This window comes from Bradyrhizobium sp., assembly GCF_049519115.1.
GTDB lineage: Bacteria > Pseudomonadota > Alphaproteobacteria > Rhizobiales > Xanthobacteraceae > Bradyrhizobium.
In genome coordinates, this window is the sequence record NZ_JBEKRB010000030.1 from 79,038 (window position 1) to 105,597 (window position 26,560).

The following is a 26,560-nucleotide window of genomic DNA, read 5'->3' on the forward strand; positions in this document are numbered from 1 at the left end:
TTTCGATTCCAAAATTATTCTACCCAAAGGTTGACAATTTTCCAAGCCGACGCTTTATTCAACCTATGGGTTGAATATATTTGATCATGCAGGAGAGCACGATGCCAATTAAATCCGTTGCCGCAGCCATCGCAGCCGTCGCACTTGTGTCAGCCGCCGGCACGCCTGCGCGGGCCGAGCCGGTCAAGAACATCGTCCTCGTGCACGGTGCCTTCGCCGACGGTTCGGGATGGCGGGACGTCGCCAACATTCTTGTTAAAGACGGCTATACGGTCAGCGTGGTGCAGGAGCCGCTGACATCACTCGCGGACGACGTCGCGGCGACCAAACGGGTGCTGGAGTTACAACAGGGCCCCGCCCTTCTGGTCGGCCACAGCTATGGCGGGGTGGTCATCACCGAAGCGGGCAATGCGCCCAATGTCGTCGGCCTCGTCTATATCGCTGCTTTCATCCCCGACAATGGCGAGAGTGCCGTCAGCCTGCTCTCGTCGGCGCCGGCCGCCAACAACGACATGCGCGCCACCAAGGACGATTTCCTGTACCTCGACCTGGCCGCCTTTCCCGCCGATTTCGCCGCCGACCTTGCGCCCGCCCAGGCGAACTTCATGGCACATTCCCAACAGATGCTGGCCAAGGCCGCCGGCGGCGCGCCGGTGACGGCGGCCGCCTGGCATCAGAAGAAGAGCTGGGCGCTGATCCCGACCCGCGACCACAACATCAATCCCGACCTCGAGCGCAGCATGGCCAAGCGGGCCGGCAGCGAAACGATCGAGGTTCCGGCCAGCCACGCGGCCTACGTTTCCAAGCCGGAGGACGTCGCGCGATTGATCGAACGCGCGGCAAAGGCGTCTGCCAAGTAAGTCTTCCAAGTAACCGCATCCATCCCACCCGATCGACAGAGAGATCAACATGAGCAGCGGTATCAAGAACATCGTCCTGGTCCACGGCAACTTCGCCGACGGGTCTGGTTGGGAGGGCGTCTTCCAGATCCTGCAAAGGGACGGTTATAACGTCACGATCGTCCAAAACCCGACTTTGTCTCTGGCCCAGGATATCGCGCTGACGAAGCACGCGATCGCATTCGCTCCCGGGGAAGTCATCCTGGTCGGCCATTCGTATGGCGGCGCTGTCGTGACCGAAGCCGGTACGGACCCGAAGGTCGCCGGGCTCGTCTATATCACGGCGTTTGCGCCCGACACCGGCGAGTCCGTTTTCAGCCTGATCGCCAGCGCGCCTCCGGGAGCTCCGGCCCCGCCAATTCTGCCTCCGGTGGACGGATTGCTGTTCCTGCACAGGGATAAGTTCGCCGACGCGTTCTGTGCCGATGTCCGGCTTGAGCTGGCCTCCTTCATGGCAGCGTCACAGTGCCCGGCTGGCCTCGAGGCCGTGGAGGGCAAGGTCACCGCGCCTGCCTGGAAGGCCAAGCCGAGTTGGTACCTTGTCGCCACCGCCGATAAGATGATTCCGCCGGACGCGCAGCGTTCGATGGCAAAGCGCGCCGGCTCAATCGTCGTCGAGGCAAAGGGGAGCCACGCCATCTATGTGTCGCAGCCTCAGGCGGTGGCTGAACTGATAAAGACCGCCGCAACCGGCGCGGCCAAGATCGCAAAAAAATAGCGGCCAAACCGCGCCAGGCAGCTTATTCCAACACGCCCCCCAATAACATCGACGTCAAACTCGCCGTTGAATAGAGTTCGCCAATCCAGATATGTTCAGGCCGCGATTGCGCCGTGGTCTGAACCCGTGGCACGGCGCTGTCATACGAGAGGCACCGGAAGATGGTCGGCGCGGTCAATGAGAAATTGCTGGACGAACGGCTGGCCGAGCTTGAAGAAGCGAAGGCGTGGAGCCCGCGGCTGATATCGAAGCTCGAGAGCCACATTCGAACCGCAGACGATCTGTCTTTATACAGGATCAACGCCTTCAGCTTTGCGAAGGAGCGCGGTCTCGCCGAGAACGAAATCATCGACCTGTTTCTTCACGCCACCGCGCTTGGCCTGTTCTCGATGGATTGGTCGCTCTATTGTCCACAATGTTGCTGCGTGGTCGAGAGCTTTCGCAGCCTGAAGGGGCTGCACAATCACTATCACTGCGCGTTCTGCCAGGTCGGGTTTGAGGCGGCGCTCGACGAATATATCGCGGTCGGCTTCACCGTCAGTCCCGACATCCGCAAGATCGCGTTTCACGATCCCGAGCAGCTTCCGGCCTGGGACAAGTTTTTCAAGACCCAGAACACGGCCGACGGCCTGTTGCCCGACGGTCAGCCGCTGGTGAACGCCAAGGCCGCGGCGGCGCGGTCGGTGACCTATCTGCCGGCAGGCGAGACCACGTCCATCGAAGTCGAGGTTGACGAAGGCACCGTCGTGGCGACCTGTCCGGCGGGCAAAGCGGCGCTGGTAATCTCGATCGCCGGCGCGCGGGCTTCAGCTCCGCAAACGGTGGCCGTCGGTTATAGCGAAGATAAAGTGAACGGCCACGACGTGCGCGAGATGGCGCCCGGCAAGATCGTCTTTACGATCGACAACAACGCCTCGGAGCGTGGCATGTTTGCCATCGCCGTGCTGCCGTCCGGTTTCGACATGAGCGGCGCGCCTGTGCATTTCATCCCGTTTCTCAACGGCAAGCGTCTTTTGACCACGCAGGCCTTTCGCGATCTCTTCCGCTCCGAGCTGATCAAGGCGCAGGAGGGAATTGCGGTCAGGGACATCACGCTTCTCTTCACGGATCTCAAAGGCTCGACCGCGCTTTACGACCGCATCGGCGACCTCAACGCGTTCTCCCTCGTCCAGCGGCATTTCGACCTGCTGCACGACGTCATCACCCGCCACCACGGCGCGATCATTAAGACCATTGGCGATGCCGTCATGGCCACGTTCCTCGAACCTGCCGACGCGGTCGCGGCGGCCCTTTCGATGCGGAGCGAGATCGATGCCTTCAACCGCAAGCAGGCCGACCGTGCGATCATTCTCAAGATCGGGATCCATAAAGGTGCTGCGATCGCGGTCACGTTGAACGAACGGCTCGATTATTTCGGCCAGACGGTCAACATCGCCGCACGCGTGCAACAGCTCGCGGATGCGGAAGAGATTTTTGTCTCGGAGGATGTCTATTCATCCGACGGCGTGCACGCGCTGCTGGCTTCCCGGGAAGTCGCGTCAACCCTCTCCAAGCTGAAGGGCGTTCAGCAGGACCTGCGCGTGTTCCGTGTCGCCAAGGACTAGCGCTTCCGAAGTTCGTGCTCCATCTCCAGGTCTTCATGGACCGGAGGGAGCCGCGAGAATCGGAAATTGCAGTGGCTCGCGCCGCCAGCCAACGTTTGTGTCCTTTGCAGGTGGATGCCGTGCGTTGCATAGGCGTCGAAATCGAGCCCGCAAATGTTCGGCAAGATTTCCTGATCGCCATGGCGGCCAGCGAATTTGCAGAAGCCGCAAGCTTTGTAGTCGATGCCGAATTCAAACTTGTCGCCTGAGCCCGGCTCGACGAAATCGTAGACGAAATCTTCGGGAAACTCGTTCTGACGGCTTTTTGCAGCCTGCTCGCGCAGCAAGGTCTGATTCTCTGTCGACATGAATTGACGCCCCGAGGCGAGACGCTCCGCTTTGGGCACCGTGAGCAATTGCGCCTTGTAGGTTTCTCGCGCGATTTCGCCGATCACGGACAGCGGCACGCCGTGCCGCCGCAGCACCCGGCTGATGGCCATAAAGCCGATGAGACGCATGAAGAAATCGCTCATACGACTGGCCGCGCCTCCGACATAGGGGATTTGGGTGATCACGATTTCGAATTCGTCCATTACCTCCTGTCTGATCCCATCCATATCGGTGAGACCCGCGCGCTCGCAAAGCATTGCTTCGGCAAGGTCGAGGCGATGGCGCATGGCGGCTTCCATGGCACCGCGATGCTGTTCGTAAAAGCGATGGATGATCTCAGCCATTAGACGCCTCGTCTGCGAATGTTGAGAACCGAGCGTAAGGGGGACATCCAATCAGCGCAAACCATGGTTCCTTCGCTCAAGCACTAGAAAATCTATTGCAAGGCCACGGCCTATCGGTGTCAAACTGGAGCGCGATGACCTACACTCTTCCACCCCTCAACGCGCTCCGCGCATTCGAAGCCGCTGCGCGGCATCTCAGCTTCAAACTGGCCGCGCACGAACTGCACGTGACGCCCGCCGCCGTGGGGCAGCAGGTGAAAGCGCTGGAGGCGCGCCTCGGCGTGCGCCTGTTCGAGCGGTTGCATAAGCAGCTCGTCCTGACCGCGGCCGGTCAGGCCTATCTGCCCGAGATATCCGATGGTTTTCGTCGCATTGCGGACGCGACCTCGCAATTGAAACCGGCAGGTGCGGCGCTGCTGCAGTTGGGGGTCCATGGCAGCTTCGACTTGCGCCGCCTCGAGTTGGCGGAGTTTCGCAGCACGCATGCGGAAATCGGTTTGCGGGTGCTGCAACCCGCAGGCCTGCACGAGTTGGTCGAGGGCAAGGTCGACGTGCTGATAACCCGCGGTCTTGGCCACCATCCGGGCTATCGCTGCGACCGGGTCAATGAGGGATCCGGTGTGGGTGATTGGCTGATTGCGCCTGAAGGCACCGCGGATTGTCCCGAGGTCGTCAGTTTCCGCGAATGGCTGCGCGCCCTGCCAGCCGAGAACCCGCGCGCAAACCACCGCCGCCCTCGTCTGGTCGGCATCATCGGAAGTTGAGGCGACCCGCGAGGCGGGCGGCTTATTCAGCGCCCGGCTCCATGCCCTTCGATTTGAACAACGCTTGGGCCGATGGACCAAGCAATGAGGCGATCAATGCCTTGGCGGCGTCGCCTTGTTGGGTTCCTGCACCGATGCCGGCGGCGTACACGGTATAGTTTTGAATTTCCTTCGGCAGCGGTCCGACCAGCGTGACGCCACCATGCGGCAGGATCTCGCTGATCTGGTGAATTCCAAGCTCGGCCTGGCCGGACTCGACGTAGTCGGCGACATAGCCACCCTGTTTGAGCTTTTCCTTCGGCTTGACCTGATCCGATATGCCGAGGCGCTCGAGCAGCTTCTCGATGTAGATGCCGCTGGAGCCGCCACTGGCGGGATCGATGAAACTGACCGATTTTGCGTCGAGCACAGCCATCTTGAAAGCTTCGACGGTCGAAATGTCCGGCTGGCTCGCGCCGGTCTTCACCATCACGCCGACGCCCACGCGCGCCAGATTAGTGCGGCTGCCGGAAATCACCTTGCCCTTGCCAATGAGCTGGTCAACGGTTTCAGGGGTCATCACGACCACATCGAAGCTTTCGCCGGCCTCGATCCGCTTCATTAAACCGCCGACGGTGTCGTTTTCGACCGAAACCTTGTTGCCGCTCATCTTCTCGTATTCAGGGATCAGCGCACCGACGGTCGACTTGAACGCGCCGGCAGTGAGCAGCTTGAGCTCGGCAGCTCCAGCAGCGGTTGTGCAAAGGGCAGCACCGACGGCGACGGCGAACAGCAAGGCCTTAAATCGCATTTTATTGGTTCTCCTATTGTCGTTAAGGCCTTTTAGCCGAATTATTTGACGAGAGCGAATGGCGAGTTGTCGGAGAAGCCGATCCTTGAACTCTAGCCCATCAAGGCCCGCGGCAGCCACATCGCGATGCCCGGAAAAGCGCAAACCAGCATGACGGCCATGATCATGATGGCGACGAACGGCAACGTTCCCCACACCAGTTCGCGGTAGGAAATATCCGGGGCGATGTTCTTGATGACAAAAAGGTTGAGCCCCACCGGCGGGTGAATCAAACCCATCTCCATCACGACCGTCATGACGACACCGAACCACACGAGGTCAAATCCCGCGCTACGCAACGGCGGCAGAATGATCGGAGCGGTCATCAAAATAATGCTCGCCGGCGGCAGAAAAAAGCCGAGCACCATCACCATCAGTAAAATGGCGAGAAGCAGAAGCCACGGCGAGAAATGCTGGGCCACGATCCACTCGGCGGCGCTTTGCGAGATATGCAGGTAGCTCATCACCATCGAATACAGAAGAGACATGCCGACGATCATGATGACCATCGTCGATTCCCGGACCGAGGCAAACAATAGCGGGCCAAAGTCCGATGGACGCCAGATGCCGTAGATGACCGCAACCAGCAGCAACGCGAGGACCGCGCCGAGGCCCGCGGTTTCGCCGGGGCTGGCAAAGCCGCCATAGAGCGCCCCCATCACGCCGATCATGAGGATCAGGAACGGCAGAATGCGCGGAAGCGCGTTGACGCGATCGCGCATCGTGAACTTGTCACGCCGGAGGATCGCATGATCCTTGCCCGTCTTTTGCGCGCCGCGAACCTCCGCGAGATACCGCAAGACCGCATAAGCGGAGAACATCGCGCTCAGCAGGAGCCCGGGCAGCAGGCCTGCGAGAAACAGCCGGCCCAGCGACTGCTCCGCCGCGACGGCATAGAGGATCATGGTGATCGACGGCGGCAGCAATATCCCGAGCGTACCGCCTGCCGCGATCAGCCCTGCTGCAAATCCTGGCGAATAACCGCGCCGGCGCAGTTCGGGAATGCCCGCGCTTCCGATCGCCGAGCACGTCGCGGCGCTCGATCCCGCCATCGCGGCGAACAGCGTGCAGGCGATCACGTTCGCCACGCCAAGTCCGCCGGGAATCCGGTTCATCCAGACATACAGCGCGTTGTAGAGGTCTGCGCCCGCCCGTGACCGTCCGATCGCCGCACCCTTGAGGATGAACAACGGGATGGTGAGGAGCGTAATATTGGCGATTTCCTGATAGACATTCTGGGCGACGATTCCGAGCGCGGACAACGGCATGAAAACCAGCATGAACGCCACCGCCACGGCGCCCAGCGCAAACGCGATCGGCACGCCCGCAAACAGCACAAGCAGCGTGACACCGCCATAGAGCGCGCCGATGGACAGTGCGCTCATGCAGGCGTTTTTCTTCTGGACAGGACGGCATCGACGATCTGGAGGGCAAACCGAAGGCAAAGAAACGTCATGCCGGCCGTCATCAGCGAATAGGGAATCCACAGCGGCGGCGCCCAGGCGGAGTCGGTGACCCGGCCGTCGTCGATGGCTTCCAGCAATAGGAGCCAGCACTGCCAGTCGAAAAAACCACAGAACGCAAGACACACGATGTCCGAGACCAGGGCGCGGAAGCGCCTCGCTTTGCGAGGCAGAAATTCTTCAAGCGCTTCGATGGCGATGTGACCGCGCACCGACTGCACATAAGGCGCAGACAGGAAGGTCGCGCCGACCAGCAGGAAGACCGCCATCTCATCCTGCCAGTCCGTGGAGATGTGCAGGAAGTATCGCGCGAGAACAGAATAGGTCAGCACCAAACCGGCTCCGATCGTCGCCAGCGCGCAAGCCCAGACCAGCACCTTGTCGAGCCTGTCGCACGAGGTGATGATCCGGTGCAGAAAGGCCTGACGACGCAGACCGGAAGGCTGCGCCGGAATGTCGCTCACACTTCCTCCGCCATCTTGAGAACCCTGGCGGTGTTCGCCGAGCGCCCGGCAAAGTCCTTCCACGCGCTGTCCCGCGCGATGATCCTCCAATCATCGAGAGCGGCTGCATCCATCTCGACGACCTCTGAGCCGGCCTTGGCATAAACATCGGCCAGACGCCGATCGTCCGCTTTCGAGCCTTCCAACCCGAACGGCTCTATTTCCTCGCCGACCTCCATGATGGCCTTCTGCTGATCCGGCGGCAGCGTGTCGAAGATGGCCTTCGACATCAGGATGGGCTCCAGCACGAAGAAGAAGCTGCGGCCTCCAGCCGACGTCAGCCCCTTGCTGAGTTCTTCGAGCTTGAACGAGATCAGGCTCGATGAACTCGTCACCGCCACGTCGATCGCGCCGGTTTGCATCGAGATGTAGATTTCGTTTGAGGGCATGTTGCTGGTCGTCGCGCCTGCGCCCTTGAACATCATGTCCATCTCGCGGCTGCCGCCCCTGATCTTCAAACCCTTGACGTCGGCGGGTTTGACCACCGGCTTAGCCCGCGCGGCGATGCCGCCCGACTGCCACATCCAGGTGATGAGCTTGACGCCTTTGTTCTCCAGGATCGTCGTCAGTTCCTTGCCGATCGGCGCCGTTTTCCAGCGGTAGGCCTGCTCGTAACTGGTGACCACTGCCGGCATGAACGTAATATTCAACTCGGGAATCTCACCGCCGGAATAAGTTGTCGGATAGAGACTGAGGTCGAGCGCCCCTTTCTTCAGCGCGTCGAATTGCGCGAACGTCTTCATCAGCGATGAATTGGGATAAATATCGAACTTCAACGCACCCTCGGTGCGCTTCTCGACGCCTTCGGCGAACCTCTTGCACAGCCGGTCCCGAAAATCTCCACCATCGGGGCCGGAGCCCGGAAACTGGTGCGAGATCTTGAGGGTGCGGGTATCGGCTCGCGCGGTTTGTGTCAGGCCAAGCAACGCGGGCGCCGCCATTGCTCCCAAAGCCGCACGGCGGGTCAGTCCCTTTGCCATCTCATCCTCCCGTTTATTGGTATTCTCTTATTGGTATTCTTTTGTTGAGCATTACCGCTAGTTTGCGCGGTGGGCCGGAGACAGTTTCGGCAGACCGAGGTTTTCGCGCAAGGTGTTTCCTTCATAATCCCGCCGAAACAGCCCCCGGCGCTGCAACTCCGGGACCACCAGGCGCACGAAATCGTCATACGTGCCTGGCACCTGCGTCGCAGCCACCACGAAACCGTCGCACGCGCCTGCCGAGAACCACTCTTCGAGACCGTCGGCCACCTGCTTCGCGGAGCCCACGAAATTCGGGAATTCGCGCAGCGTCGCCCGCCCGCTAAACTGAACGAAGTCACGCACCGTTGGGCTCGGTTTGCCGCTGAGCAATACGACGCGGTCACGGACCGCCTGCAGGCCGCTGATCGCAGCGAGTTCTTCGGACGAGAACGGCTCGTCCATCGGCTTGGTCGCAAAATCGAAATTCAAGACTTCAGACAGCAGCGCGAGGGTGTCGATCGGTTTTGCCAACCCATCTATCTCCGCAAAGCGGTCCTCGGCCTCTCCTTGCGTCTCCGCCACGATCGGATAGATCGCCGGCGCGATGCTAATGTCCTTGCCCTGCTCGGTGAGCGACTGCTTGATCTCGGCATATTGGCGCTTGGCCACCGTCAGATTGGGATAGATCACGAACATCAACTCGCCCCACCGGGTCGCGAAAGTCTTGCCGCGGCCGCTCTGGCCGGCCTGAATGATGATCGGGCGCCCTTGCGGCGAACGCGGCACGGTAAACGGCCCGCGCGACGTAAAGAACTTTCCCTTGTGGTCCAGCCGATGCACCTTGGCGGGATCGGCAAAAACGCCGCTCTCGCGATCAAAGACAATGGCGTCCTCCTCCCAGCTGTCCCAATGGCCGAGAACGACTTCCATGAACTCGTCGGCCCGGTCGTAGCGCAAATCGTGGCCGAGATGCTTCGTTGCCCCGAAATTCGCCGCTTCCGAGTCATTCAGCGACGTCACCACGTTCCAGGCCATGCGCCCGTTCAAGAGCAGATCGAGCGTCGCAAAGACGCGCGCGACATGAAACGGCTCGTAGTAGGTGGTCGAGTACGTCACCCCGATCCCCAGTCTCTCGGTGGCCAACCCCATCACCAGAGCGCATGACACCGGATCGAGTTTCGCTGCCCGAATGCCGTAGCGGACCGTGTCCTCAAAATCGTCGGCGTATTTGTCGGGAATGGCGAGGCGGTCGTCGAAGAAGGCGAGATGAAACTTGCCGGCCTCCAGCGTCCGGCCGATCCCTTCGTAATATTCCCGCGAGCCGAAATTTGGCTGCGACAGCCGGTGCCGCCAGGACGCCGGGTAATTCGAACAATTCTGAGCCTGCATGAAACCGATCAGTTTCATTTGACGCATGGTCGTCTCTCTTTTCTGAATTGGCGCCACCGCGCTCAGATATGGCCCGCACTGCGCTGCTGCGTCGCACCGTCCCGGCTAGGCCGATGATGCTAGTGCCGCGCCACTATGCTTTCCAACAAGATTATCTTAAGAATTGATCTGTTTTTCGAAACAAAGGTCCGCGACGTGGCCCAAGTCAATCTCAAGGTCAATTTCAAGGTCAATCTCAAGCTTCTTCATATGTTCGTTGCGGTGGCCGAAAACCGCAGCTTCCGGATGGCGGCGGAGCAGCTGAATCGTTCGCAGTCGGCCGTGAGCATGCAGATCAAACAGCTTGAGGAGCAGGTCGGCGTCGCGATCTTTCATCGCACGACGCGACGCGTCGAACTGACGTCCGAGGGCGAACGGCTCCTTGCGCATGCCCGGCGGGCGCTGGACGAATGGGAAAACGGATTACGCGAGATCCGCGACGTCGTTGACATTCAACGAGGTACATTATCGATCGGCTGCGTGCCGACCGTTGCGGCGACTATCCTTCCGAAAGCGCTGTCCGCGTTTCGAACCGCTTACCCCGGCATCAACGTCAACCTTCGCGAGCTGGCAACGCACGATCTCCTGGAAAGCATCCGGCGGCGGGAAATCGATTTCGGCATCGGCCCCGCGGTCGAAGGCTCAGTGGAATTTCAATTCGAAAAGCTATTCTCTGAGCCGATTTTCGCGTTGACCTCAAAAGCCTATCCGCTGCCGAAACGCAAGGCGATCGATCTTGCGGACCTCTGCGCGTTTCCGGTCCTGCTTAACTCGAAATCCGCCGAACTGCGCAAGGTGCTCGACCGGGCGCTGCTGGCCCGCGGCCTGAGCATGGACATCAAATTCGATGTCCTGCACACCCATACTCTGATTGCGTTCGTCGTCGCGGGCATGGGCGTGGGTATTCTGCCCAAGATCGCGTTGCCGAAATTTCGTGGCTCAACGATGCAGGCGCTTCCGATCGCCAATCCGACGCTGGTGCGCTCCGTCAGCATCATATCGCTGCGGGGTCAGTCGTTCTCCCCGGCCGCCAAAGAGCTGACGAAAGCCGTCTATAAGAATCTGCGGGCACAAGCCTGACGCCTGTCGCAACCGATACCGCGACAGAATGAAACACGGCCTATCGCACCGGCAGTGCCCGGCCCGCACTTAAGCACGCTAGTGCCGCGGTTGTATCCGCCATCAAGACAATCCGTATGCTACGCTGACCCCTGCGGGCGATCCTCGCCTGGGAGGGAGGGAATGATGAAAACCCGATACACAATCGCATTGGCAATGCTGGCAGGTTTCGGCCTTGGCACGGTCGCGGTCCAGGGACTTCATGCTCAAGCCAAGGCGCCGATCTATCAAGTCACTGAAGTCGAGATCCTGGATACGGAAGCGTATTTGAAGGACTACGTCCCAAAGGCAGGGGCCGCGATCAGGGCTGCCGGAGGCAAGTTCCTTGCCCTTGGCGGTAAAACCACGGCGTTCGACGGAGAACCGCCTAAATCCCGTATCGTCATCCAGCAATGGGATAGCATCGATCAGATCAAAGCCTATCGCGATTCAGCGGCCTTCAAAGAACTGCTGCCGATCCGCGACAAGCTCGCAAAATTCCGCACCTACGCGGTCGAGGGGATTGCGCAATAGCGGTCGAATTTCGCACAAGATCGAGGCCGCCACGGTTGGCGGCCTCTTTCATTTCAAATTGAAAAGTCTCGCACCTTGCCACGAAACGGACATCACGGGCGGCCGCGTCAATGGCCGCTGTCACGGTGAAGCGGCCGTCAATCAAACAAATGCTGAAGCAAAACAACGGCCCCAACCCGGGGGACGGGCTGGGGCCGTGTGGAACGGCGCGGGAGCGGCGGGCGGCGCAGCCGTTCGCCGCCCAAGGCAGCACAAGGAACTTGTTCGCACTGTTCAATACAGCTCACGTCGCCGAAAAAACAGGAGTCATCCACGGGAAAACATCCCGTTGACAACCCCTGAGTGCCCCCAGGTCGGCTGCTTCGCCCGCTCCAAAACGAAGCACATCCCAGGCGATGGCGCTGCCCCTTATTGATCACTGTGGGCTGGGAAGCCTTGAAAATTAGGCGGCTGTTTCTTTTGGTCCCGCGATACGCAAGATCAACGCCACCGCGGCAACGGCCGGCGGCACGACGAAGCACCAGACATTCAGGCGCGTATAGAGCAGCGCCGCCACGCCGCAGCCGATCGCGAAGACAACGACGTTGGTCGCCATCTGCATCAGCCGCGCGGGCGGTGCGTCAGTGCCCTGCCGCGGATAGATCCGGTCGGCAATGTCGAGCATCACCTGCGTGGTCGTGCCGGTCATCAGGGTCGAGGGCGGTGAACTCGCCAGATGAACGCGATGCACCGCATTCTGGATCGCCATCGCGGCGACCAGCACCATGCCGGTCGTGATCGCCTGCCAGCTATCACCGTCGTGAAACGGACCGAAATGGATTGCCAGCCACGCTCCCGCGATCAGCAGCAGCACTTTGATGACGAGCAGCGGCACGAAAGGGTGCGCGGAACGGTGCGACAACAACGTGCCGAACCAGCGCGACGCGATCACGACAGTACAGAACACCGGCAGCGCCAGCAGTTTCGCCAGCGCGCCGGACGTGCCGAGGGCAAGCGACGCGCCAAGGGTGACGAAGTTGCCGGTGACATGCGCGGTGAAGAGACCCTGCAACGCCAGAAAGCCGGCGGTATCGACGAAACCCGCATTGAAGCTCAGAACCAGAGGCAGCAGGCGAGACGGTACGGAAGGCATGAGCAGATGTCCGATAGACCCGAGGTATTGCGGCTCGCACCAAGTCTATCGATCAACCGCGCTGAAGGCTACGTCCGCCTGCGGCCGCGTGAAGTCGCTGACCCGTCTGATCAGCCCTTGATGAAGGCCAGCAGGTCGGCGTTGATGGTCGCGGCTTCCGTGGTCGGCATGCCGTGCGGGAAACCTTTGTAGGTTTTCAAGGTGCCGTTCTTCAGAAGCTTCGCGGACAGCGGCCCGGACGCGACATAGGGAACGATCTGATCGTCCTCACTGTGCATCACCAGCACCGGGACATTGATCTTCTTTAGGTCCTCGGTGAAATCGGTCTGCGAGAACGCGACGATGCCGTCATAATGCGCCTTCGCGCCGCCGGTCATACCCTGCCGGCACCAGTTGTCGATCACGGCCTCGGACGGCTTGGCGCCCGGCCGGTTGTAGCCATAGAACGGACCCGAGGCGACATCGCGATAGAATTCCGAACGATTGGCCGCGAGCGCGGTCTGAAATCCGTCGAAGACTTCCTTGGGAAGTCCGTTGGGATTGGCCGGCGTCTTCACCATCAGTGGCGGCACCGCACAGAGAATGGCGGCCTTCGTCACCCTGCCTCCGCCATGCCGCGCCAGGTAACGCACGACCTCGCCGCCGCCGGTGGAATGGCCGATATGGATCGCCTCCTCCAGATCGAGATGCGTTGTCACGGCCGCGAGATCATCCGCGTAATGATCCATGTCGTGGCCGTCGCCGACCTGGCTGGAGCGGCCATGGCCGCGGCGGTCATGCGCGATGACGCGATAGCCGTGATTGAGGAAGAACAGCATCTGCGCATCCCAGTCGTCCGATGACAGCGGCCAGCCATGGCTGAACACGATCGGCTGACCCTTGCCCCAATCCTTGTAAAAGATGTCGACCTTATCCTTTGTCGAGATGACGGGCATGTGCTTCCTCCACGTGGTTTGGCTGTCGTCGGCTGCGGATACTATGCTTACGCCCGTGCTTTTTCTGTGACGATCCGAGCGCGCTCAATCAAACCGGTGAAAATGATGGATCGGGCCGTGGCCGTGTCCGATGCCAAGACGGTCGGCGGCTTCGATCGCCGCCGTGATCCATAACTTCGCGCTGCGCACGGCCGTCTCCAGCATCTCGCCTTTGGCGAGGCCGGCGGCAATCGCGGATGCCAGCGAGCAGCCGGTGCCGTGGGTGTTTTTTGTCGCTATGCGCGCCGCCGGCAGCGCGATCACGTCGCTACCGGAAAAGAGAGTGTCGATGCTCTCGCTAGCCTGCCCGTGCCCGCCCTTGATCAGCACGGCCCGTGCGCCCATCGCGAGCAGCCGTTTGCCCTGACAGGCGATGGCCGTTTCGTGCGATGCAACGGGATCGCCAAGCAGCGCGGCGGCCTCGGGTAGATTCGGCGTGATCAACGAGGCCAATGGGATGAGGCGTTCGCGCAACGCCGACACCGCGTCAGCCGACAGCAGCCGGTCGCCCGAAGTTGCCACCATGACGGGATCAAGCACGACATGTTTGGGTGACTTGCGCGACAGTACGGCAGCAATCGCCTCGATCGTCGAAAGCTGCGCCACCATGCCGATCTTGACGGCCGCAATATCCAGATCGTCGAACACGGCGTTAAGTTGCGCGGTCACGAAATCCGCAGGCACCACGTGAATGCCGCTGACCCGCTGCGTGTTCTGCGCGGTGAGCGCCGTGATGACGGACGCGCCATAGACGCCGAAGGCCGCAAAGGTCTTCAAATCCGCCTGAATGCCGGCGCCGCCGGAGGAATCCGAGCCTGCAACGGTGAGCGCGACGCGTACGGCCATATCCACTCCACAACGAGATAAAGACGCTAACGCGGCCCGTTGTTGCCAGCAAGGTTTGCGACGTTATATTAAGTCAGTGTGGCGGTTCAAAGGACCGCATTGCCTTTGCCGCAAGCTATTCATGCGGACTTTTGAACCAAAGCCACGCTGGATTAGTTAATTCTGCTAGTGTCTCTTCGATCCCGAAGTTCGTAAACGTGGCGCCGCGACAGGGTACAAACTTCGGAATCGGGACACTAGATAAGCCTCTTGGAGACGACAGCGATGGTCCCGTTTTTCATCCAGATCAAATGCAAGCTTGGACAATCCTATGTCGTCGCCAATGCGCTGGCGGAGGCCGAGATTGCCTCCGAAATCTACTCGACCGCGGGCCACTTCGATCTTCTCGTCAAATTCTATGTCGATGAGGGTACCGATATCGGTCACTTCGTGAATGAAAAGGTGCAGGTGATTCCGGGCATCCAGGACACCCACACCATCATCACCTTCAAGGCGTTCGGCGGGGGTTAGGCATAGCCGTCCGTAGGACGGCGTCGCTTCTGCTCGCCTATGTTTCGCCGGCCAACGCGAGCGCGCCATCGATGGCGCTCTCCAGCATCTCGTCGGACAATTTCCTGTCGTTGACCGCGCGCGCCAGCTGTAGCGCACCGACCATCATTCCGTAGATCGCCATCGCCTTGCGCCGCCGCTCCGCGGCTGAGCCGGTGCGAAGCTGGGCTGCGATCAGCAAGATGATTTGCTCCGCTTTGGCGGTAAAGATATCCCGCGTCCCCTCGGGGTGCCGGGCAATCTCGGCCACCAACGCTGCCGTCGGACAACCGGATCCGGCGTGATCGCGGTGTCTCGCCGCGAGATAATCGCGGATGCTTTTCTCCAGACCGGCGTTGGCCTTGAGATTGCCGGCAAGCCCGCGTTCGCGCCGGTCGAGCGCGTCGGTGAGAACGGCGCGGACCAGATCTTCCTTGGATTCGAAATGCGCGTAGAACGCGCCGTTGGTGAGGCCCGCAGCCGACATGACGCCCGCAAGACCGGCCGCCGCGACGCCGCTCTCACGGAATTGCTTGGAGGCAACATCGATGATGTGCTGGCGCGTCGCTGCCTTGTGTCCCTTTTCGTAGCGCATCGGGGCCTCGTATTTGCCGGCGGCAACCAAAACCTACGAATTCGTGATCGCGCGCCAATTGACTTATGATCATAATAACACCGTATGATCATAATGCAATGAAATAGACGCCGCCGGCGTCAGTTGGCGCGGGAACGTGGAAATCAAAATGACAGCCCAAGAAGCGACGGCGACGGCCCTTGTCGAAATCGAACCCGAGGCGCCGCCCGCCGCAACGCCAGCGGCTCCCACCCCGGCCGCTGCCCTCGGCGGGAGTAACTCAGCGCGCACGGCGCTATTGACCGCGCCTATCCTTGCAACGCTGTTGAAGCTGGCCTTGCCCACCATGACGGTGCTGGTGGCGCAGACCGCCGTCAACATCGCGGAAGCCTACTATGTCGGGTTCCTCGGCACCGACGCGCTGGCCGGCGCGGCGCTGGTGTTTCCGGTCTTCATGCTGATGACGATGATGTCCAATGGCGGGCTCGGCAGTGGCGTGGCGTCCTCGGTGGCGCGCGCGGTCGGCGCGGGCCGGCAGCAGGATGCCAACGCGTTGCTGTTTCACGCCATCGCTCTCGCCGTGCTCGTCGGCGCGCTGTTTACGCTGGCCGCGGAGTTGGCCGGGCCGCTGTTGTACCGGACGCTCGGCGGTCGCGGTGAGGCGCTCGATGCAGCCCTCCAATATTCGGACCTGTTGTTCGCCGGGGCGATTCCCGTATGGGTCGTCAACTTGCAAGCGGCAGCCTTGCGCGGTGCCGGGAATGTCAAGGTCCCAGCGCTGGTAACACTGGTCGGGGCCATCGTGATGATTCCGCTATCGCCGCTGCTTATTTTCGGATTTGGACCGATCCCACGCCTCGGCATCGGCGGTGCGGGCGTCGCGTTCGGTCTGTATTATTGCGGAGCCATGCTGTTCCTGCTGCGTTACATGGCGTCCGGCCGCTCCGGGCTCGTCCTTAAACTTTCTACGCTGCGCGGCAGTCTGTTTTCGGACATCCTCAAAGTAGGTCTGCCGACCGCGTTCATTGCGCTCCTGACCAACCTGACCGTCATCCTTGTGACCGGCGCGGTCGGCCTGTTCGGCACCACGGCGCTCGCAGGATACGGCATCGCCTCGAGACTGGATTACATCATGGTCCCGCTGCTGTTCGGCTTGGGCACGGCAGCATTGACCATGGTCGGCGTCAACATCGGCGCAGGCCATGGCGCACGCGCGAGACGCATCGCCTGGATCAGCGGCGCGATGGGTTTTCTCCTCACCGGCTCGATCGGCCTGTTCGTGGCCGCGTTTCCACTGCTCTGGCTTCATCTGTTCAGCCACGACGCCGATGTCGTGGCGGAGGGCCTCACGTATCTGCGCGTCGTCGCGCCCGCCTACAGCGCGTTGGGTTTCGGCTTTGTCGTCGGCTTTGCCGCGCAAGGTGCGGGACGCGTGCTCTGGCTCGCTGTCGCCATCAGCGCGCGGATATTGATTGCGGCCGGCGGCGGCTGGATCGCGGTGAGTTATTTCGGCGTGGGCATGTTGGGATTAGCCGTGATGGTCACGGCCTCCCTGATCGCCTACGCCGTCATCTGCACGGTCGTCCTGCTGTCGGATTCGGTCTGGAAGGCTGAGCCACGCTGAAAGCCATCACTAATCTTCGTTGGGATGTCGGGAGGAAAACAATGAAAACAGCTTTTGGTTTCCGTCTTGTTGCACTGTTCGTGTGCTTGATCGCTGCAGGTCCCGCTCAGGCACAAACGGCAAATCCGCCGGCGCCGACCACGAAAATCCTCGCGATCGGCACCTTGAACCCCGGCGTCGATCCACCCCAAGCGCTTGCCATCCTGCCTACGGAAATTCGAGAGACCGTCAAACTCTATCTTGATGGCAAGATCGAGCAGTGGTACTCGCTCCAGGAACGTCGCGGCGTGGTGTTCATATTGAACGTCACCGACAAAGCCGCGGCTCATGAGATGCTCGAAAAGCTGCCGTTGGGCGTGGCCCACCTGATGAGCTTCGAACTGATCCCGCTCGGGCCGCTCAATCCGCTTCGGCTGTTGCTGCCAATGCCGACGGGCTCGCAATAGCGAACGGGATTGGCCCCTTAGCCTCCGGCCTTTTCCGGCTTCTTCGGCCGCGGCGGTCCCTCGACCGGCGGCAACGACTTGACATAGTCTGACATCGCAGCCTGATCGGTCTCGGGCAATTGCGAGGTGTTCTTGATTACGCGCACCATCGAACCGCCTGCGGAATCGCCATCGGGCGTTTGCCCGGACTTGAGAAAATAATCGATGTCTTTATCGCTCCACTCGCCAATTCCTTTTTGCGTGATGTTGGGCACCCAGCCCTCGCCTTCGGGATTGGGGCCGCCGGCAAAGCGTTGCGAGGCAATGATGCCGCCGAGGAAATTGCGTGGGGAATGACACTCGGCGCAATGGCCGAGGCCATTGACGAGATAGGCGCCGCGATTCCACTGCGGTGAACGGCTCATGTCCGGCGCGAAGGGCCGTGAATCGAAAAACAACAATTTCCAGATGCCGACATTGCGGCGGACGTTGAACGGAAATGGCACGTCGTGATCGCGCACCCTTCCCGACATCGGCTGCAGCGTCTTCAGGTAGGCGTAGAGATCCCTGATGTCCGCGACCTTCGCATGCACATAGGACGTGTAGGGAAAGGCCGGAAAATAGTGCGTGCCGCGAGGCGAAACCCCCTTGGTGACCGCCGTGACGAAATTCGCTTCGGTCCAGTTGCCGATTCCGTCGGTCTTGTCGGGCGAAATATTCGGCGCGTAGAAGGTCCCGAACGGAGAAGGTATTGCTAGCCCGCCGCCGAGCTTGAGCCGATCGGGCTGATTTGGAACGGCGTGGCATGATGCGCAACCGCCCGCGTTGAAAACCACCAGACCGTTCGCGAGGTTCGGCGTGTACCCGGGACCCGTCATCGCATCGGCGAGGGTTGCCGCAGGTTCGCTTAGCCACCAGTAAATGCCGAAGCCGAGAACAGCCGCAATGATGAACCCAAGAGAAATTCGTGGAGAAATTCGTCGCCGCATCATCGATCCGTCATTTGAGTGGCAGGCTCTACATTAGCGCGCCATATAGGCACGGCGCGGGCATCTCCGGGCCCAAAATTTCTCCGCCCAGAAGTCCGGTTCCGGGAATAAAACTGGAATTCGGCTGTTGTCAGTTTAATACAATGATGTGGGACAATTATAATTCGCGTTACAGGGAGAAAACCATGAACAAGACCATATTCGCCACGCTTGCGCTTGCGACGTCCGTTGCTTTTGCAGGGCCGGCCTTTGCCGACAAGTACAAGGCAGCGCTCGACGGCAAGTCCGAGAATCCGCCGACCACCTCGACCGGCACCGGCACCGCCGATATCGATTACGACGCTGCGACCAAGAAGCTGTCCTGGAAGCTGACCTATACCGGCCTGAGCGGTCCGGCAACGGCCGCGCATTTCCACGGCCCCGCCGAGGTGGGTAAGAATGCCGGCGTTGAGGTTGCCATTCCCGGCGCGACGTCGAGTCCGGCCGAAGGCTCAGCCACGCTGACAGACGCGCAGGCCGCCGATCTTGTTGCCGGCAAGCTTTATGTCAACGTGCATACGGCAGCTAACCCGGGCGGCGAAATCCGCGGCCAAGTGACGAAGTAAGCGCGACGAAGTAACGAGACACCGCTGACGCGGCATTGCCATTAGGTGAAAATTTGCGGCGACACTGTGCCCGATAACGATTGAGAGCAAAGCAACAAGAAAACTAAGCAGCAAAAAAGAGGCGAGCGCTTGATGCGCTCGCCTCTTTCATCTTTAAAACGCTCAGCCCTTCTTGATACGGAAGGTCTCGTGACAGTTGCCGCATTCCTTGCCGATGGCGGGCGCGGTTGCCTTCAACGTATCGAGATCGGTGATCTTGGTCTTGGCCTCGGTCACGATCTTGGCGAAGCTGTCGATCTTGGTCTTGAAACCGGCTTTGTCGTCCCAGATCTTGGCCGACACCTCGTAATCGCCGCCGGGATTCATGCCCTTGATGCTGTCCGGAAACATCGTCGGCAGCTTCTTGGCCGTCTCGTCGAGCTGCGCGAGCGCAGCCGTCACGGTCGCCTGATCATAGGGTTTCTCGCCCTTGACCATTGCAATCATGCCGCCGAGATTTTTGGCATTCGCCTTCATCGTGTCCTGGTTCTGCTTGACCAGATCCTGCTGCGCCATCACCGCGCCTACACCGAGCACCAAAGCTCCAACAACCAAGGCAGTCCGTATCATCGGTTTGATTCCCTTATGTTTTACAATGCACCCGAGTATATGTTACCGATCATAACACCGTAACCGGTGCTTCATTCCACGCAACCCCTTCAAAGCAGCCGTCACAGATTGTGCTGGCGATGATGCTCCTGGATCGCGGTCCAGACCCGCTCCGGCGTCGCGGGCATGTCGATATGGTCGATCCTGTATTCGCGCCAGAGGCCTTCGATGATCGCGTTGACGACCGCGGGGCACGAGCCGATTGCACCGGCTTCGCCCGCGCCCTTAACGCCGAGCGGATTGGTAGTGCAGGGCACGTTATGCGTTTCGAACACAAAGGACGGCCCGTCCGCCGCCCGCGGCAGCGCGTAGTCCATGAAAGTGCCGGTCTGGAGCTGGCCATCCGTGGCGCTATAGACCGCCTGCTCCATCAAGGCCTGGCCGATGCCCTGCATCGCGCCGCCATGGACCTGGCCCGCGAGCAACAGCGGATTGAGCGTCACGCCGAAGTCATCGACAATCACGTAATTGACGATGTGAATGAAGCCGGTGGCCGGATCGATCTCGACTTCGGCCAAATGCGTGCCGTTCGGAAAGGTGCCGTCGGCCGCCGCAAAGGTGGCGCTGGCGTTGAGCTTTGAGGCATCGACGCCGGGCCGGTTCGCCAAATCCGCGAAGCTGATCGAACGATCGGTGCCGGCGACGCGGATCGTCCCCTCATTGATTTCGAGATCGCCAGCACTTGCTTCGAGGGCTTCGGCGGCGATGTCGCGAAGCCGCTCGCCGAGCTCGCGCGTGGCCCGCTCGACGCTGACGCCGCCGGTCGGTATCGAGGCCGATCCGCCGGTGCCAAGACCGGTCGCGATCATGTCGGTGTCACCCTGGAACACGTGGACCCGTTCGGGCGGCAATCCGAACTGCTCGGCGACGATCTGCGCATAGGCCGTCTGATGGCCCTGCCCGCTCGACTGCGTGCCGATCAGCACCGACACATCGCCATTGGGTTCGAGCAGCACCTTCGCGGTTTCCTCGCCCATGGTGCCGCAGACCTCGACATAGCTTGCGAGCCCAATGCCGCGCACCAGACCCTGCTTTTTGGCGGCCCTGGCGCGCTTCGGAAACTCTTTCCACTCGCCGACCTCCATCGCCCGCTTCAGATGCGCGGCAAAATCTCCGGAGTCGTAGATCTTGCCAGTCGCGGTCGTGTAAGGCATCGCGCGCGGCGGAATGAAGTTCTTGCGGCGGATCGCATCCACGCTCAGCCCAAGTTTTCGCGCGGCCGCGTCGACCAATCGCTCCACGACATAGGCCGCCTCGGGACGTCCGGCGCCGCGATAGGCATCGACCGGCACGGTGTTGGTGAACACTGTGCGCACGCGGCAATGAAACGCCTTGATGTCGTAAAGGCCGGGCAGCATGCCGGCGCCGCCATGCGGGATGTAAGGCCCGAAGGTCGACAGATACGCGCCCATGTCGCCGATCAGGTCGACATCCATGCCGAGGAATTTGCCGTCCTCGGCCAGCGCCATCCGTGCAATGGTGGCGTTGTCGCGCCCCTGCGCATCGCCCATGAAGTGATCGGTGCGGTCGGCGGTCCACTTCACCGTCTTGCGCAATGTGCGCGCGGCGACGGCCGCGAGCGCATATTCGCGGTAGGGAAACAGCTTGGTGCCGAAGCCGCCGCCGACGTCAGGACAGATCACCCGCATCTTTTCTGGCGGAATCTTCAACACCATGCCGCCGATGATTTCGCGGATACGATGGCTGCCCTGGCTGCCGACCGTCATTGTCAGGTGATCGCGCCGCGCGTCGTATTCGCAAACCACCGCGCGCGTTTCCATGAAATTGGTGACGATGCGCGGATTGACGATTCCGATCTCGACCGTCGCGTGGGCCTGCGCGAACGCGGCATCCGTCGCCTTCTTGTCGCCGATCGAGACGTCGAACAAGACATTGCCGGCATGTTGCGGCCAGACCTGGGCTGCGTCTTTCTTGATCGCATTGCGCACGCCGACCACCGCAGTGAGCGGCGTCCACTTCACCTCGATCGCCTCGATCGCGTCGCGCGCGGCATCGATGGTCTCGGCAACGACAAAGGCGATGGCATCGCCGACATGGCGCACTTCGTCCTTGGCAAGGATCGGATAGGGCGGACCGGTGAACGGGTTGACTTCGAGGTTGAACAGGCACGGCAGATCGCCGAGATCGCCGACATCCCGCGCGTCAAGGATCAGCGCGACGCCGGGCAGGCTGCGTGCGCGGGTCGCATCGACAGTGAATTTGGCGTGCGCATGCGGCGAGCGCAGCACCAGCGCATGCAACGCATGTGACGGCGCGAAGTCGTCGGTGTAGCGGCCCTTGCCGCGAATGAGCGCGTCGTCTTCTTTGCGAAGCACGCTTTGACCGACGCCGAACTTGACGGGAGTAGCCATTCAATCTCCGTTTCCGAATCGTGCTGTCTGTTACCGCACGACTACGAGATCTGCATTTTATATTGGCGCGGATCGGAGGTTAACGCAAACTTCCTTGTATCTTAATGCGCCGTCTCGCGGGGCGTGAGCCCTCCAAATCCAGAGTGATTGGTGGATGTCCGCTATGGTGCGCATTTCGCTGCCGCCTAATGGCAGTTGCGATTTCCTGCGCCGGAAGTCACCACGAAGGTCATCGTTGCTGGCGCGAACCTCATTGAACCCGGGCTCGCCGGTATTCCGGCCAATCCGGGCAACTGGTCCACCATCTCCGGCCTCAATGCGGTACTGTTCAGACTGACGGTGGCATCCTGCAAAGTCGCGGCAGCAAGCGTGAACCGCTCGGAACGATTCGGCAGGATAAACTCGCGCGCATTTTGTAGATCGTTGTTGATGACCAGCAGCACCACGTCGCCGGGGTTTCGTCGCCCACAATGGGCATAGACGTGCAAACCTTGTTGTATGGAGACACCCGGATCGAGCACCACACTTCCCATGAATTGCCGCCAGAGCAGTGCGGCCCAGTAGTTCGGCCGCGGCATGAATGTCACCTCGTCGAGAAGGCCATAGTCGCTTCCCGCAAGCGTATTGTGCATGACGATCTGCACGCCCGCCCTTGCCAGCCGTCCGAGCTGATCGAGGTATCTGAAGGTGTCGAGAAACGTCGAACTCCATCGATTGCCGCCGCAGGCGGCTTCTGCGGTTTCGGTGAGCCAGATTGGCTTGCCCGGTGCGGTGGAATCACGCAACACGCGATAAAACGCGAAGGTCTGTTCGGTGCGAGAAAGCCACTCCTCGGAAAGAGCGGCGGCGGCGCCGTGTGAAGCCACGCAGCGCTCCGACAGGGCGCCGTAGAAATGATATGAAACGGCGTCGATACCCGAGGCCGAAGTCTGGAACAGCTCCGCATCGAGGTGCGTTCGGCCCCCCGTGCCAGGTCCAAGGACCGTCATCTCCGGCGCCGCCTGCTTCATAAAAGCATGAAAGACGGCGAAATCCCGCGCGAAAGCGGCCGAACCATAACCCGCAGGCGCGCCACCGATCTCAGGCAGATCCGGCTCGTTCATGAACTCGGCAGCGGCAATCTGCCCGCCGGCCGCACGGGTTGCGGCCAACATCCGCCGCGCAGAATCGGGCTTCCATACGCCGTTACTGTCCCGCGTGCCCGGACTGATTGCGAAGGATGTCACGATTGGTGCATTGATGGCTCTAGAAAAATCGACAACGTTGCGCCACCGATGCGCTGTCAGAACGCCCTTATATCCGGCCGGCGGCGAAGGCGTCGCGTCATCTGATCCCGAAAAAAACGTCGAATTGGCCCAGGTACCGCTGACGCGCAGGTACGCCGGCGACAGGGCGGACGCGAACTTCCGCAATTGTGGATTTGCCAGATCGATCGGCGGGCGGTTCGAAAATAAATCGAATTGATTGGCTGCCGTGGACCGTGTGTTTTCCCGAGGCTTCGTCAAATCATCGCCTACGAAGTAGGGTTTCCAGAACGGTCCACCCGTGACCTCGACCATTTCAATGTTAAAGGACTGAAAGCGCTGGTCGATCGTGGCGACAGCCGGCAGCTCTGCGGGCACGACCCTCACGCCGTCGGCGGTTGCGAAATGGCAAGGTATGACGAGAAGCGCGCCGGCGCCCGCTAGCGCTTGGAGGTGCGTGCCGATCCGAATGAAAGAGCCGAGCATCAACGGAATTCTCCGGAAAAGCACGATCCCGTCAGAGGTCGCGTCCGCTTCAGTACCTGGATCAGCCGCGCTGCGGCACTTCGCTGTTGCAGCAATCGCCGATGTCATCTTGCTGATCATTGACGGTGTAGCGCACAACGCGCACTATTGGAAAATCTCTGCGCGTCTTCTTTTCGAAGCAATACATAAAACCATAGGGAGGAATCATGAGACACGTGAAAGGCCTTGCGGCCGGCTTTGCCATGATCGGCAGCTTTGCACTCTTATCGGCGACCGCGGGCGCGCAGGAGGTCAAGCAGGAAGGAAAATCGGCGGTCGGCAACGCAAAGGTTGCACCCGTTACCCAGCAGCAGCTTAATTCGGCTGACAAGAACGCAAAAGATTTTTTGCTGACCAACGGCAACTACGCCCAGACCCGCTTTTATCCCGCTAAGCAGATCAATCGCGACAACGTTAAGCACCTACATGTAGCCTGGATCTTCCAGACCGATGTCAAGGAATCGCTCGAGACGTCACCGATCGTCGTCGATGGCATAATGTTCGTCACGACCTCGTTCAGCCATGTCTACGCGCTTGATGCCAAGACCGGCCAGCAGCTCTGGCACTACAATCACAAGATGGGGCCGATCACGACCTTCTGCTGCGGGCCGAACAATCGCGGCGTCCAGGTTCTCAACGACAAGGTCTATCTCGCCACGCTCGACTCCAAGCTGGTCGCTCTGAATGCCAAGAACGGCGAGGTGGTGTGGAGAACCGACATTGCCGATCCCGAGCTGGGCTACAGCGAGACGATGGCTCCGACTGTGATCAAGGACAAGGTGCTGATCGGCACCAATGGTGGCGAATACGGCATCCGCGGATTCGTGCGCGCCTATGACACCAACACGGGCAAGCAAATCTGGAATTTCAATACCATTCCTGACAGCACCGTAGGCGTCTGGGCCACCAAGGACGCGACCGGCCGCGATATGCACCGCAACATCCAGGCCGAAAAGGATCAGTTGGCCAAGACCGGCGATCCGTTTGCCAAGCTCGGCGGCGGCGTGTGGCAAAACCCCTCGGTCGATCTTGCTACCAACAGGATCTACTTCGTGGTCGGCAACCCGTCGCCCGATCTGGACGGTTCCAACCGCCCGGGCGACAATCTCTATACCAACTCGCTCGTTTCGCTCGACCTCGACACGGGAAAATACGTCTGTCACTTCCAGTATATCGCCCACGACGTATGGGACCTCGATGCGGTCAGCCCGACGGTGCTGGTCGACGTCAAGGACAAGAACGGCAAGACCATCCCCGGCGTCCTTCACGCCGGCAAGACTGGGCATGTCTATGTGCATGACCGCAAGGACTGCAGCCTGATCCGCTTCTCGGAGGCGATGGTGCCGCAGGAAAACATGTGGGTGCTTCCGACCAAGGACGGCGCGCGCATGCTGCCCGGCGCAAATGGCGGCGTCGAGTGGTCGCCGATCGCCACCGACCCGGGCCAGAGCCTGGCCTATGCGATCAACCTTCACCAGCCCATGACCTACCATGTCGAGAACTCGCCCTATCCGAACGGCAAGCTGTGGCTCGGCGGCGCGTTCAAGGTCATCCCGACCGAGACGCAGTCCGGCAACATCACCGCTGTCAACTACGACTCTGGCAAGATCAAGTGGCAGGTCAAAACACCGGAACCGATGATCGGCGGTATTCTCGCCACGGCGGGCGGTCTGGTGTTCACCGGCGAAAGCAACGGCAAGTTCGCAGCATACGATTCCTCGAACGGCAAGGAGTTGTGGAACTTCCACGCCGGCGCGGGTGTCAATGCTCCGCCGTCGAGCTATGTTATCGGAGACAAGCAATATGTCGTGGTTGGCGCCGGCGGTAACGTCCAGGTCGACTCCAAGCGCGGTAACAACATAATCGCGTTCTCGCTCGACTAAAAACGAGACGCATCAGCGAGTGACGGGCGGGACCGCTTGCGGTCCCGCTTCTTTTGGAAACTGGCGAAAGCGAAGATGAGCATCAAGTTTTATTCCATTATCGTGGGTAGCGTCGTGGCAGCGATGGTGTTCGCAATCACGCCGCTGTGCGCGCAGACGCTGGACGAGAAAGTCCAGGTCTGTTCCGGCTGCCATGGCGAGAATGGCAAGCCGGTCGATAAGACGATTCCAAATATCTGGGGACAGCAAACAGGCTATCTCTATATCCAGCTCCGCGATTTCAAGCGCGGCGATCGCAAGAGCGAGATCATGCAGCCGATCGCCTCCATCTTTGAAAGAGACGACATGCTGGCGATTGCCGAATACTTCTCGAAGAAGCCGTGGCCGGATTTCGGCCAGCCACGCGCGTCGAAAGATGTTTCACAGCGCGCTTTGACCGCGAACGGCTCGATCGGCTGCACGGGTTGTCATCTCGACCATTTCCAGGGGGATAGCACGGTGCCCCGTTTGGCCGGCCAGGGCCGCGACTATCTGGCGAAGACCATGGCGGACTTCCGAACCCGCGCTCGCGGCAATAACCCCGGCATGAGCGACCTGATGATCGCGACTTCACCCGACGATCTGACCGCGCTGGCGGAATATCTCGCCGGGCTGTGAGCGGGCGCAGATGAGGCGA

The 26,560-nt window shown here is 60.7% G+C and carries 26 protein-coding genes; 12 read left to right on the forward strand and 14 right to left on the reverse strand.

Annotated elements, in window-relative coordinates; translation table 11 throughout:
• Positions 1-101: 101 nt before the first annotated feature.
• The 3 genes from ABSE61_RS21635 (at position 102) to ABSE61_RS21645 (ending at position 3,221) form a co-directional block, all read left to right on the forward strand.
• The gene (locus ABSE61_RS21635) at positions 102-860 is read left to right on the forward strand and encodes an alpha/beta fold hydrolase (RefSeq protein WP_423873174.1); all 759 of its coding nucleotides are present in this window, start codon (positions 102-104) and stop codon (positions 858-860) included.
• A gap of 49 nt (positions 861-909) precedes the next feature.
• Positions 910-1,617 carry an alpha/beta hydrolase gene (locus tag ABSE61_RS21640; protein WP_423873175.1) on the forward strand — a complete coding sequence of 236 codons (708 nt, stop codon included), beginning with the start codon at positions 910-912 and terminating at the stop codon, positions 1,615-1,617.
• Positions 1,618-1,778: 161 nt separating this feature from the next.
• The gene (locus tag ABSE61_RS21645; protein ID WP_423873176.1) at positions 1,779-3,221 is read left to right on the forward strand and encodes an adenylate/guanylate cyclase domain-containing protein; all 1,443 of its coding nucleotides are present in this window, start codon (positions 1,779-1,781) and stop codon (positions 3,219-3,221) included.
• On the opposite strand, the gene ABSE61_RS21650 is transcribed toward ABSE61_RS21645, so the two are convergent.
• On the reverse strand, positions 3,218-3,934 hold the full coding sequence (locus ABSE61_RS21650; protein WP_423873177.1) for an L-2-amino-thiazoline-4-carboxylic acid hydrolase: 717 nt from the start codon (positions 3,932-3,934) through the stop codon (positions 3,218-3,220). The genes ABSE61_RS21645 and ABSE61_RS21650 overlap by 4 nt on opposite strands.
• 134 nt (positions 3,935-4,068) lie before the next feature.
• Here ABSE61_RS21650 and ABSE61_RS21655 point away from each other — a divergent pair, with 134 nt between their 5' ends.
• Complete coding sequence (locus ABSE61_RS21655) at positions 4,069-4,698, forward strand: LysR family transcriptional regulator (protein WP_423873178.1); 630 nt, start codon at positions 4,069-4,071, stop codon at positions 4,696-4,698.
• 22 nt (positions 4,699-4,720) lie between these two features.
• Here ABSE61_RS21655 and modA read toward each other — a convergent pair whose 3' ends face one another.
• The 5 genes from modA to ABSE61_RS21680 form a co-directional block, all read right to left on the reverse strand.
• The gene (modA, locus tag ABSE61_RS21660) at positions 4,721-5,488 is read right to left on the reverse strand and encodes a molybdate ABC transporter substrate-binding protein (RefSeq protein ID WP_423873179.1); all 768 of its coding nucleotides are present in this window, start codon (positions 5,486-5,488) and stop codon (positions 4,721-4,723) included.
• A gap of 92 nt (positions 5,489-5,580) precedes the next feature.
• On the reverse strand, positions 5,581-6,912 hold the full coding sequence (locus ABSE61_RS21665) for a TRAP transporter large permease (protein ID WP_423873180.1): 1,332 nt from the start codon (positions 6,910-6,912) through the stop codon (positions 5,581-5,583).
• Positions 6,909-7,454, reverse strand: coding sequence for a TRAP transporter small permease (locus tag ABSE61_RS21670; protein WP_423873181.1), 546 nt, complete (start codon positions 7,452-7,454; stop codon positions 6,909-6,911). The genes ABSE61_RS21665 and ABSE61_RS21670 overlap by 4 nt, the downstream gene beginning before the upstream one ends.
• Complete coding sequence (gene dctP / locus ABSE61_RS21675) at positions 7,451-8,473, reverse strand: TRAP transporter substrate-binding protein DctP (protein WP_423873182.1); 1,023 nt, start codon at positions 8,471-8,473, stop codon at positions 7,451-7,453. The genes ABSE61_RS21670 and dctP overlap by 4 nt, the downstream gene beginning before the upstream one ends.
• 57 nt (positions 8,474-8,530) lie before the next feature.
• Positions 8,531-9,871 (reverse strand): LLM class flavin-dependent oxidoreductase, encoded by a 1,341-nt coding sequence (locus ABSE61_RS21680; RefSeq protein WP_423873183.1) that lies wholly within the window; start codon positions 9,869-9,871, stop codon positions 8,531-8,533.
• Between the two features lie 168 nt (positions 9,872-10,039).
• On the opposite strand from ABSE61_RS21680, the gene ABSE61_RS21685 reads away from it, so the two are divergent.
• A complete protein-coding gene (locus ABSE61_RS21685) occupies positions 10,040-10,963 on the forward strand; it encodes a LysR family transcriptional regulator (protein ID WP_423873184.1) in 924 nt (307 codons plus the stop codon).
• A gap of 162 nt (positions 10,964-11,125) precedes the next feature.
• Positions 11,126-11,515, forward strand: coding sequence for a DUF1330 domain-containing protein (locus ABSE61_RS21690; RefSeq protein ID WP_423873185.1), 390 nt, complete (start codon positions 11,126-11,128; stop codon positions 11,513-11,515).
• A 442-nt stretch (positions 11,516-11,957) separates the two neighbouring features.
• Here ABSE61_RS21690 and ABSE61_RS21695 read toward each other — a convergent pair whose 3' ends face one another.
• The 3 genes from ABSE61_RS21695 to thiD all read right to left on the reverse strand — a co-directional run bounded on the left by ABSE61_RS21695 (position 11,958) and on the right by thiD (position 14,467).
• Complete coding sequence (locus ABSE61_RS21695; RefSeq protein ID WP_423873186.1) at positions 11,958-12,647, reverse strand: YoaK family protein; 690 nt, start codon at positions 12,645-12,647, stop codon at positions 11,958-11,960.
• A 110-nt stretch (positions 12,648-12,757) separates the two neighbouring features.
• Positions 12,758-13,582, reverse strand: a complete 825-nt coding sequence (locus tag ABSE61_RS21700; RefSeq protein ID WP_423873187.1) for an alpha/beta fold hydrolase — start codon at positions 13,580-13,582, stop codon at positions 12,758-12,760.
• Positions 13,583-13,666: 84 nt separating this feature from the next.
• The gene (gene thiD, locus ABSE61_RS21705) at positions 13,667-14,467 is read right to left on the reverse strand and encodes a bifunctional hydroxymethylpyrimidine kinase/phosphomethylpyrimidine kinase (RefSeq protein WP_423873188.1); all 801 of its coding nucleotides are present in this window, start codon (positions 14,465-14,467) and stop codon (positions 13,667-13,669) included.
• Positions 14,468-14,731: 264 nt separating this feature from the next.
• Between thiD and ABSE61_RS21710 the strand changes: the two genes are divergently transcribed.
• Positions 14,732-14,977, forward strand: a complete 246-nt coding sequence (locus ABSE61_RS21710; protein WP_423873189.1) for an Lrp/AsnC ligand binding domain-containing protein — start codon at positions 14,732-14,734, stop codon at positions 14,975-14,977.
• Between the two features lie 37 nt (positions 14,978-15,014).
• Here the strand turns inward: ABSE61_RS21710 and ABSE61_RS21715 are convergent, their stop codons facing one another.
• On the reverse strand, positions 15,015-15,590 hold the full coding sequence (locus tag ABSE61_RS21715) for a TetR/AcrR family transcriptional regulator (RefSeq protein WP_423873190.1): 576 nt from the start codon (positions 15,588-15,590) through the stop codon (positions 15,015-15,017).
• A gap of 148 nt (positions 15,591-15,738) precedes the next feature.
• Between ABSE61_RS21715 and ABSE61_RS21720 the strand changes: the two genes are divergently transcribed.
• Positions 15,739-17,193 (forward strand): MATE family efflux transporter, encoded by a 1,455-nt coding sequence (locus tag ABSE61_RS21720; RefSeq protein WP_423873191.1) that lies wholly within the window; start codon positions 15,739-15,741, stop codon positions 17,191-17,193.
• A gap of 41 nt (positions 17,194-17,234) precedes the next feature.
• Positions 17,235-17,639, forward strand: coding sequence for a hypothetical protein (locus ABSE61_RS21725; protein WP_423873192.1), 405 nt, complete (start codon positions 17,235-17,237; stop codon positions 17,637-17,639).
• A gap of 17 nt (positions 17,640-17,656) precedes the next feature.
• Here ABSE61_RS21725 and ABSE61_RS21730 read toward each other — a convergent pair whose 3' ends face one another.
• Positions 17,657-18,610 (reverse strand): c-type cytochrome, encoded by a 954-nt coding sequence (locus ABSE61_RS21730; RefSeq protein WP_423873193.1) that lies wholly within the window; start codon positions 18,608-18,610, stop codon positions 17,657-17,659.
• A gap of 182 nt (positions 18,611-18,792) precedes the next feature.
• Here ABSE61_RS21730 and ABSE61_RS21735 point away from each other — a divergent pair, with 182 nt between their 5' ends.
• Positions 18,793-19,212, forward strand: a complete 420-nt coding sequence (locus tag ABSE61_RS21735) for a CHRD domain-containing protein (protein ID WP_423873194.1) — start codon at positions 18,793-18,795, stop codon at positions 19,210-19,212.
• A 162-nt stretch (positions 19,213-19,374) separates the two neighbouring features.
• Here the strand turns inward: ABSE61_RS21735 and ABSE61_RS21740 are convergent, their stop codons facing one another.
• The 3 genes from ABSE61_RS21740 to ABSE61_RS21750 all read right to left on the reverse strand — a co-directional run bounded on the left by ABSE61_RS21740 (position 19,375) and on the right by ABSE61_RS21750 (position 23,962).
• Entirely contained in the window at positions 19,375-19,821 is a 447-nt protein-coding gene (locus ABSE61_RS21740; RefSeq protein ID WP_423873195.1) for a c-type cytochrome, read from the reverse strand.
• Between the two features lie 101 nt (positions 19,822-19,922).
• Positions 19,923-22,232, reverse strand: a complete 2,310-nt coding sequence (locus ABSE61_RS21745; protein WP_423873196.1) for a xanthine dehydrogenase family protein molybdopterin-binding subunit — start codon at positions 22,230-22,232, stop codon at positions 19,923-19,925.
• Positions 22,233-22,417: 185 nt separating this feature from the next.
• Positions 22,418-23,962 (reverse strand): glycosyl hydrolase family 79 N-terminal domain-containing protein, encoded by a 1,545-nt coding sequence (locus tag ABSE61_RS21750; RefSeq protein WP_423873211.1) that lies wholly within the window; start codon positions 23,960-23,962, stop codon positions 22,418-22,420.
• 206 nt (positions 23,963-24,168) lie between these two features.
• On the opposite strand from ABSE61_RS21750, the gene ABSE61_RS21755 reads away from it, so the two are divergent.
• Both ABSE61_RS21755 and ABSE61_RS21760 read left to right on the forward strand, forming a co-directional pair.
• A complete protein-coding gene (locus ABSE61_RS21755; RefSeq protein WP_423873197.1) occupies positions 24,169-25,884 on the forward strand; it encodes a pyrroloquinoline quinone-dependent dehydrogenase in 1,716 nt (571 codons plus the stop codon).
• 75 nt (positions 25,885-25,959) lie between these two features.
• On the forward strand, positions 25,960-26,541 hold the full coding sequence (locus ABSE61_RS21760; RefSeq protein ID WP_423873198.1) for a c-type cytochrome: 582 nt from the start codon (positions 25,960-25,962) through the stop codon (positions 26,539-26,541).
• Positions 26,542-26,560: the final 19 nt, after the last annotated feature.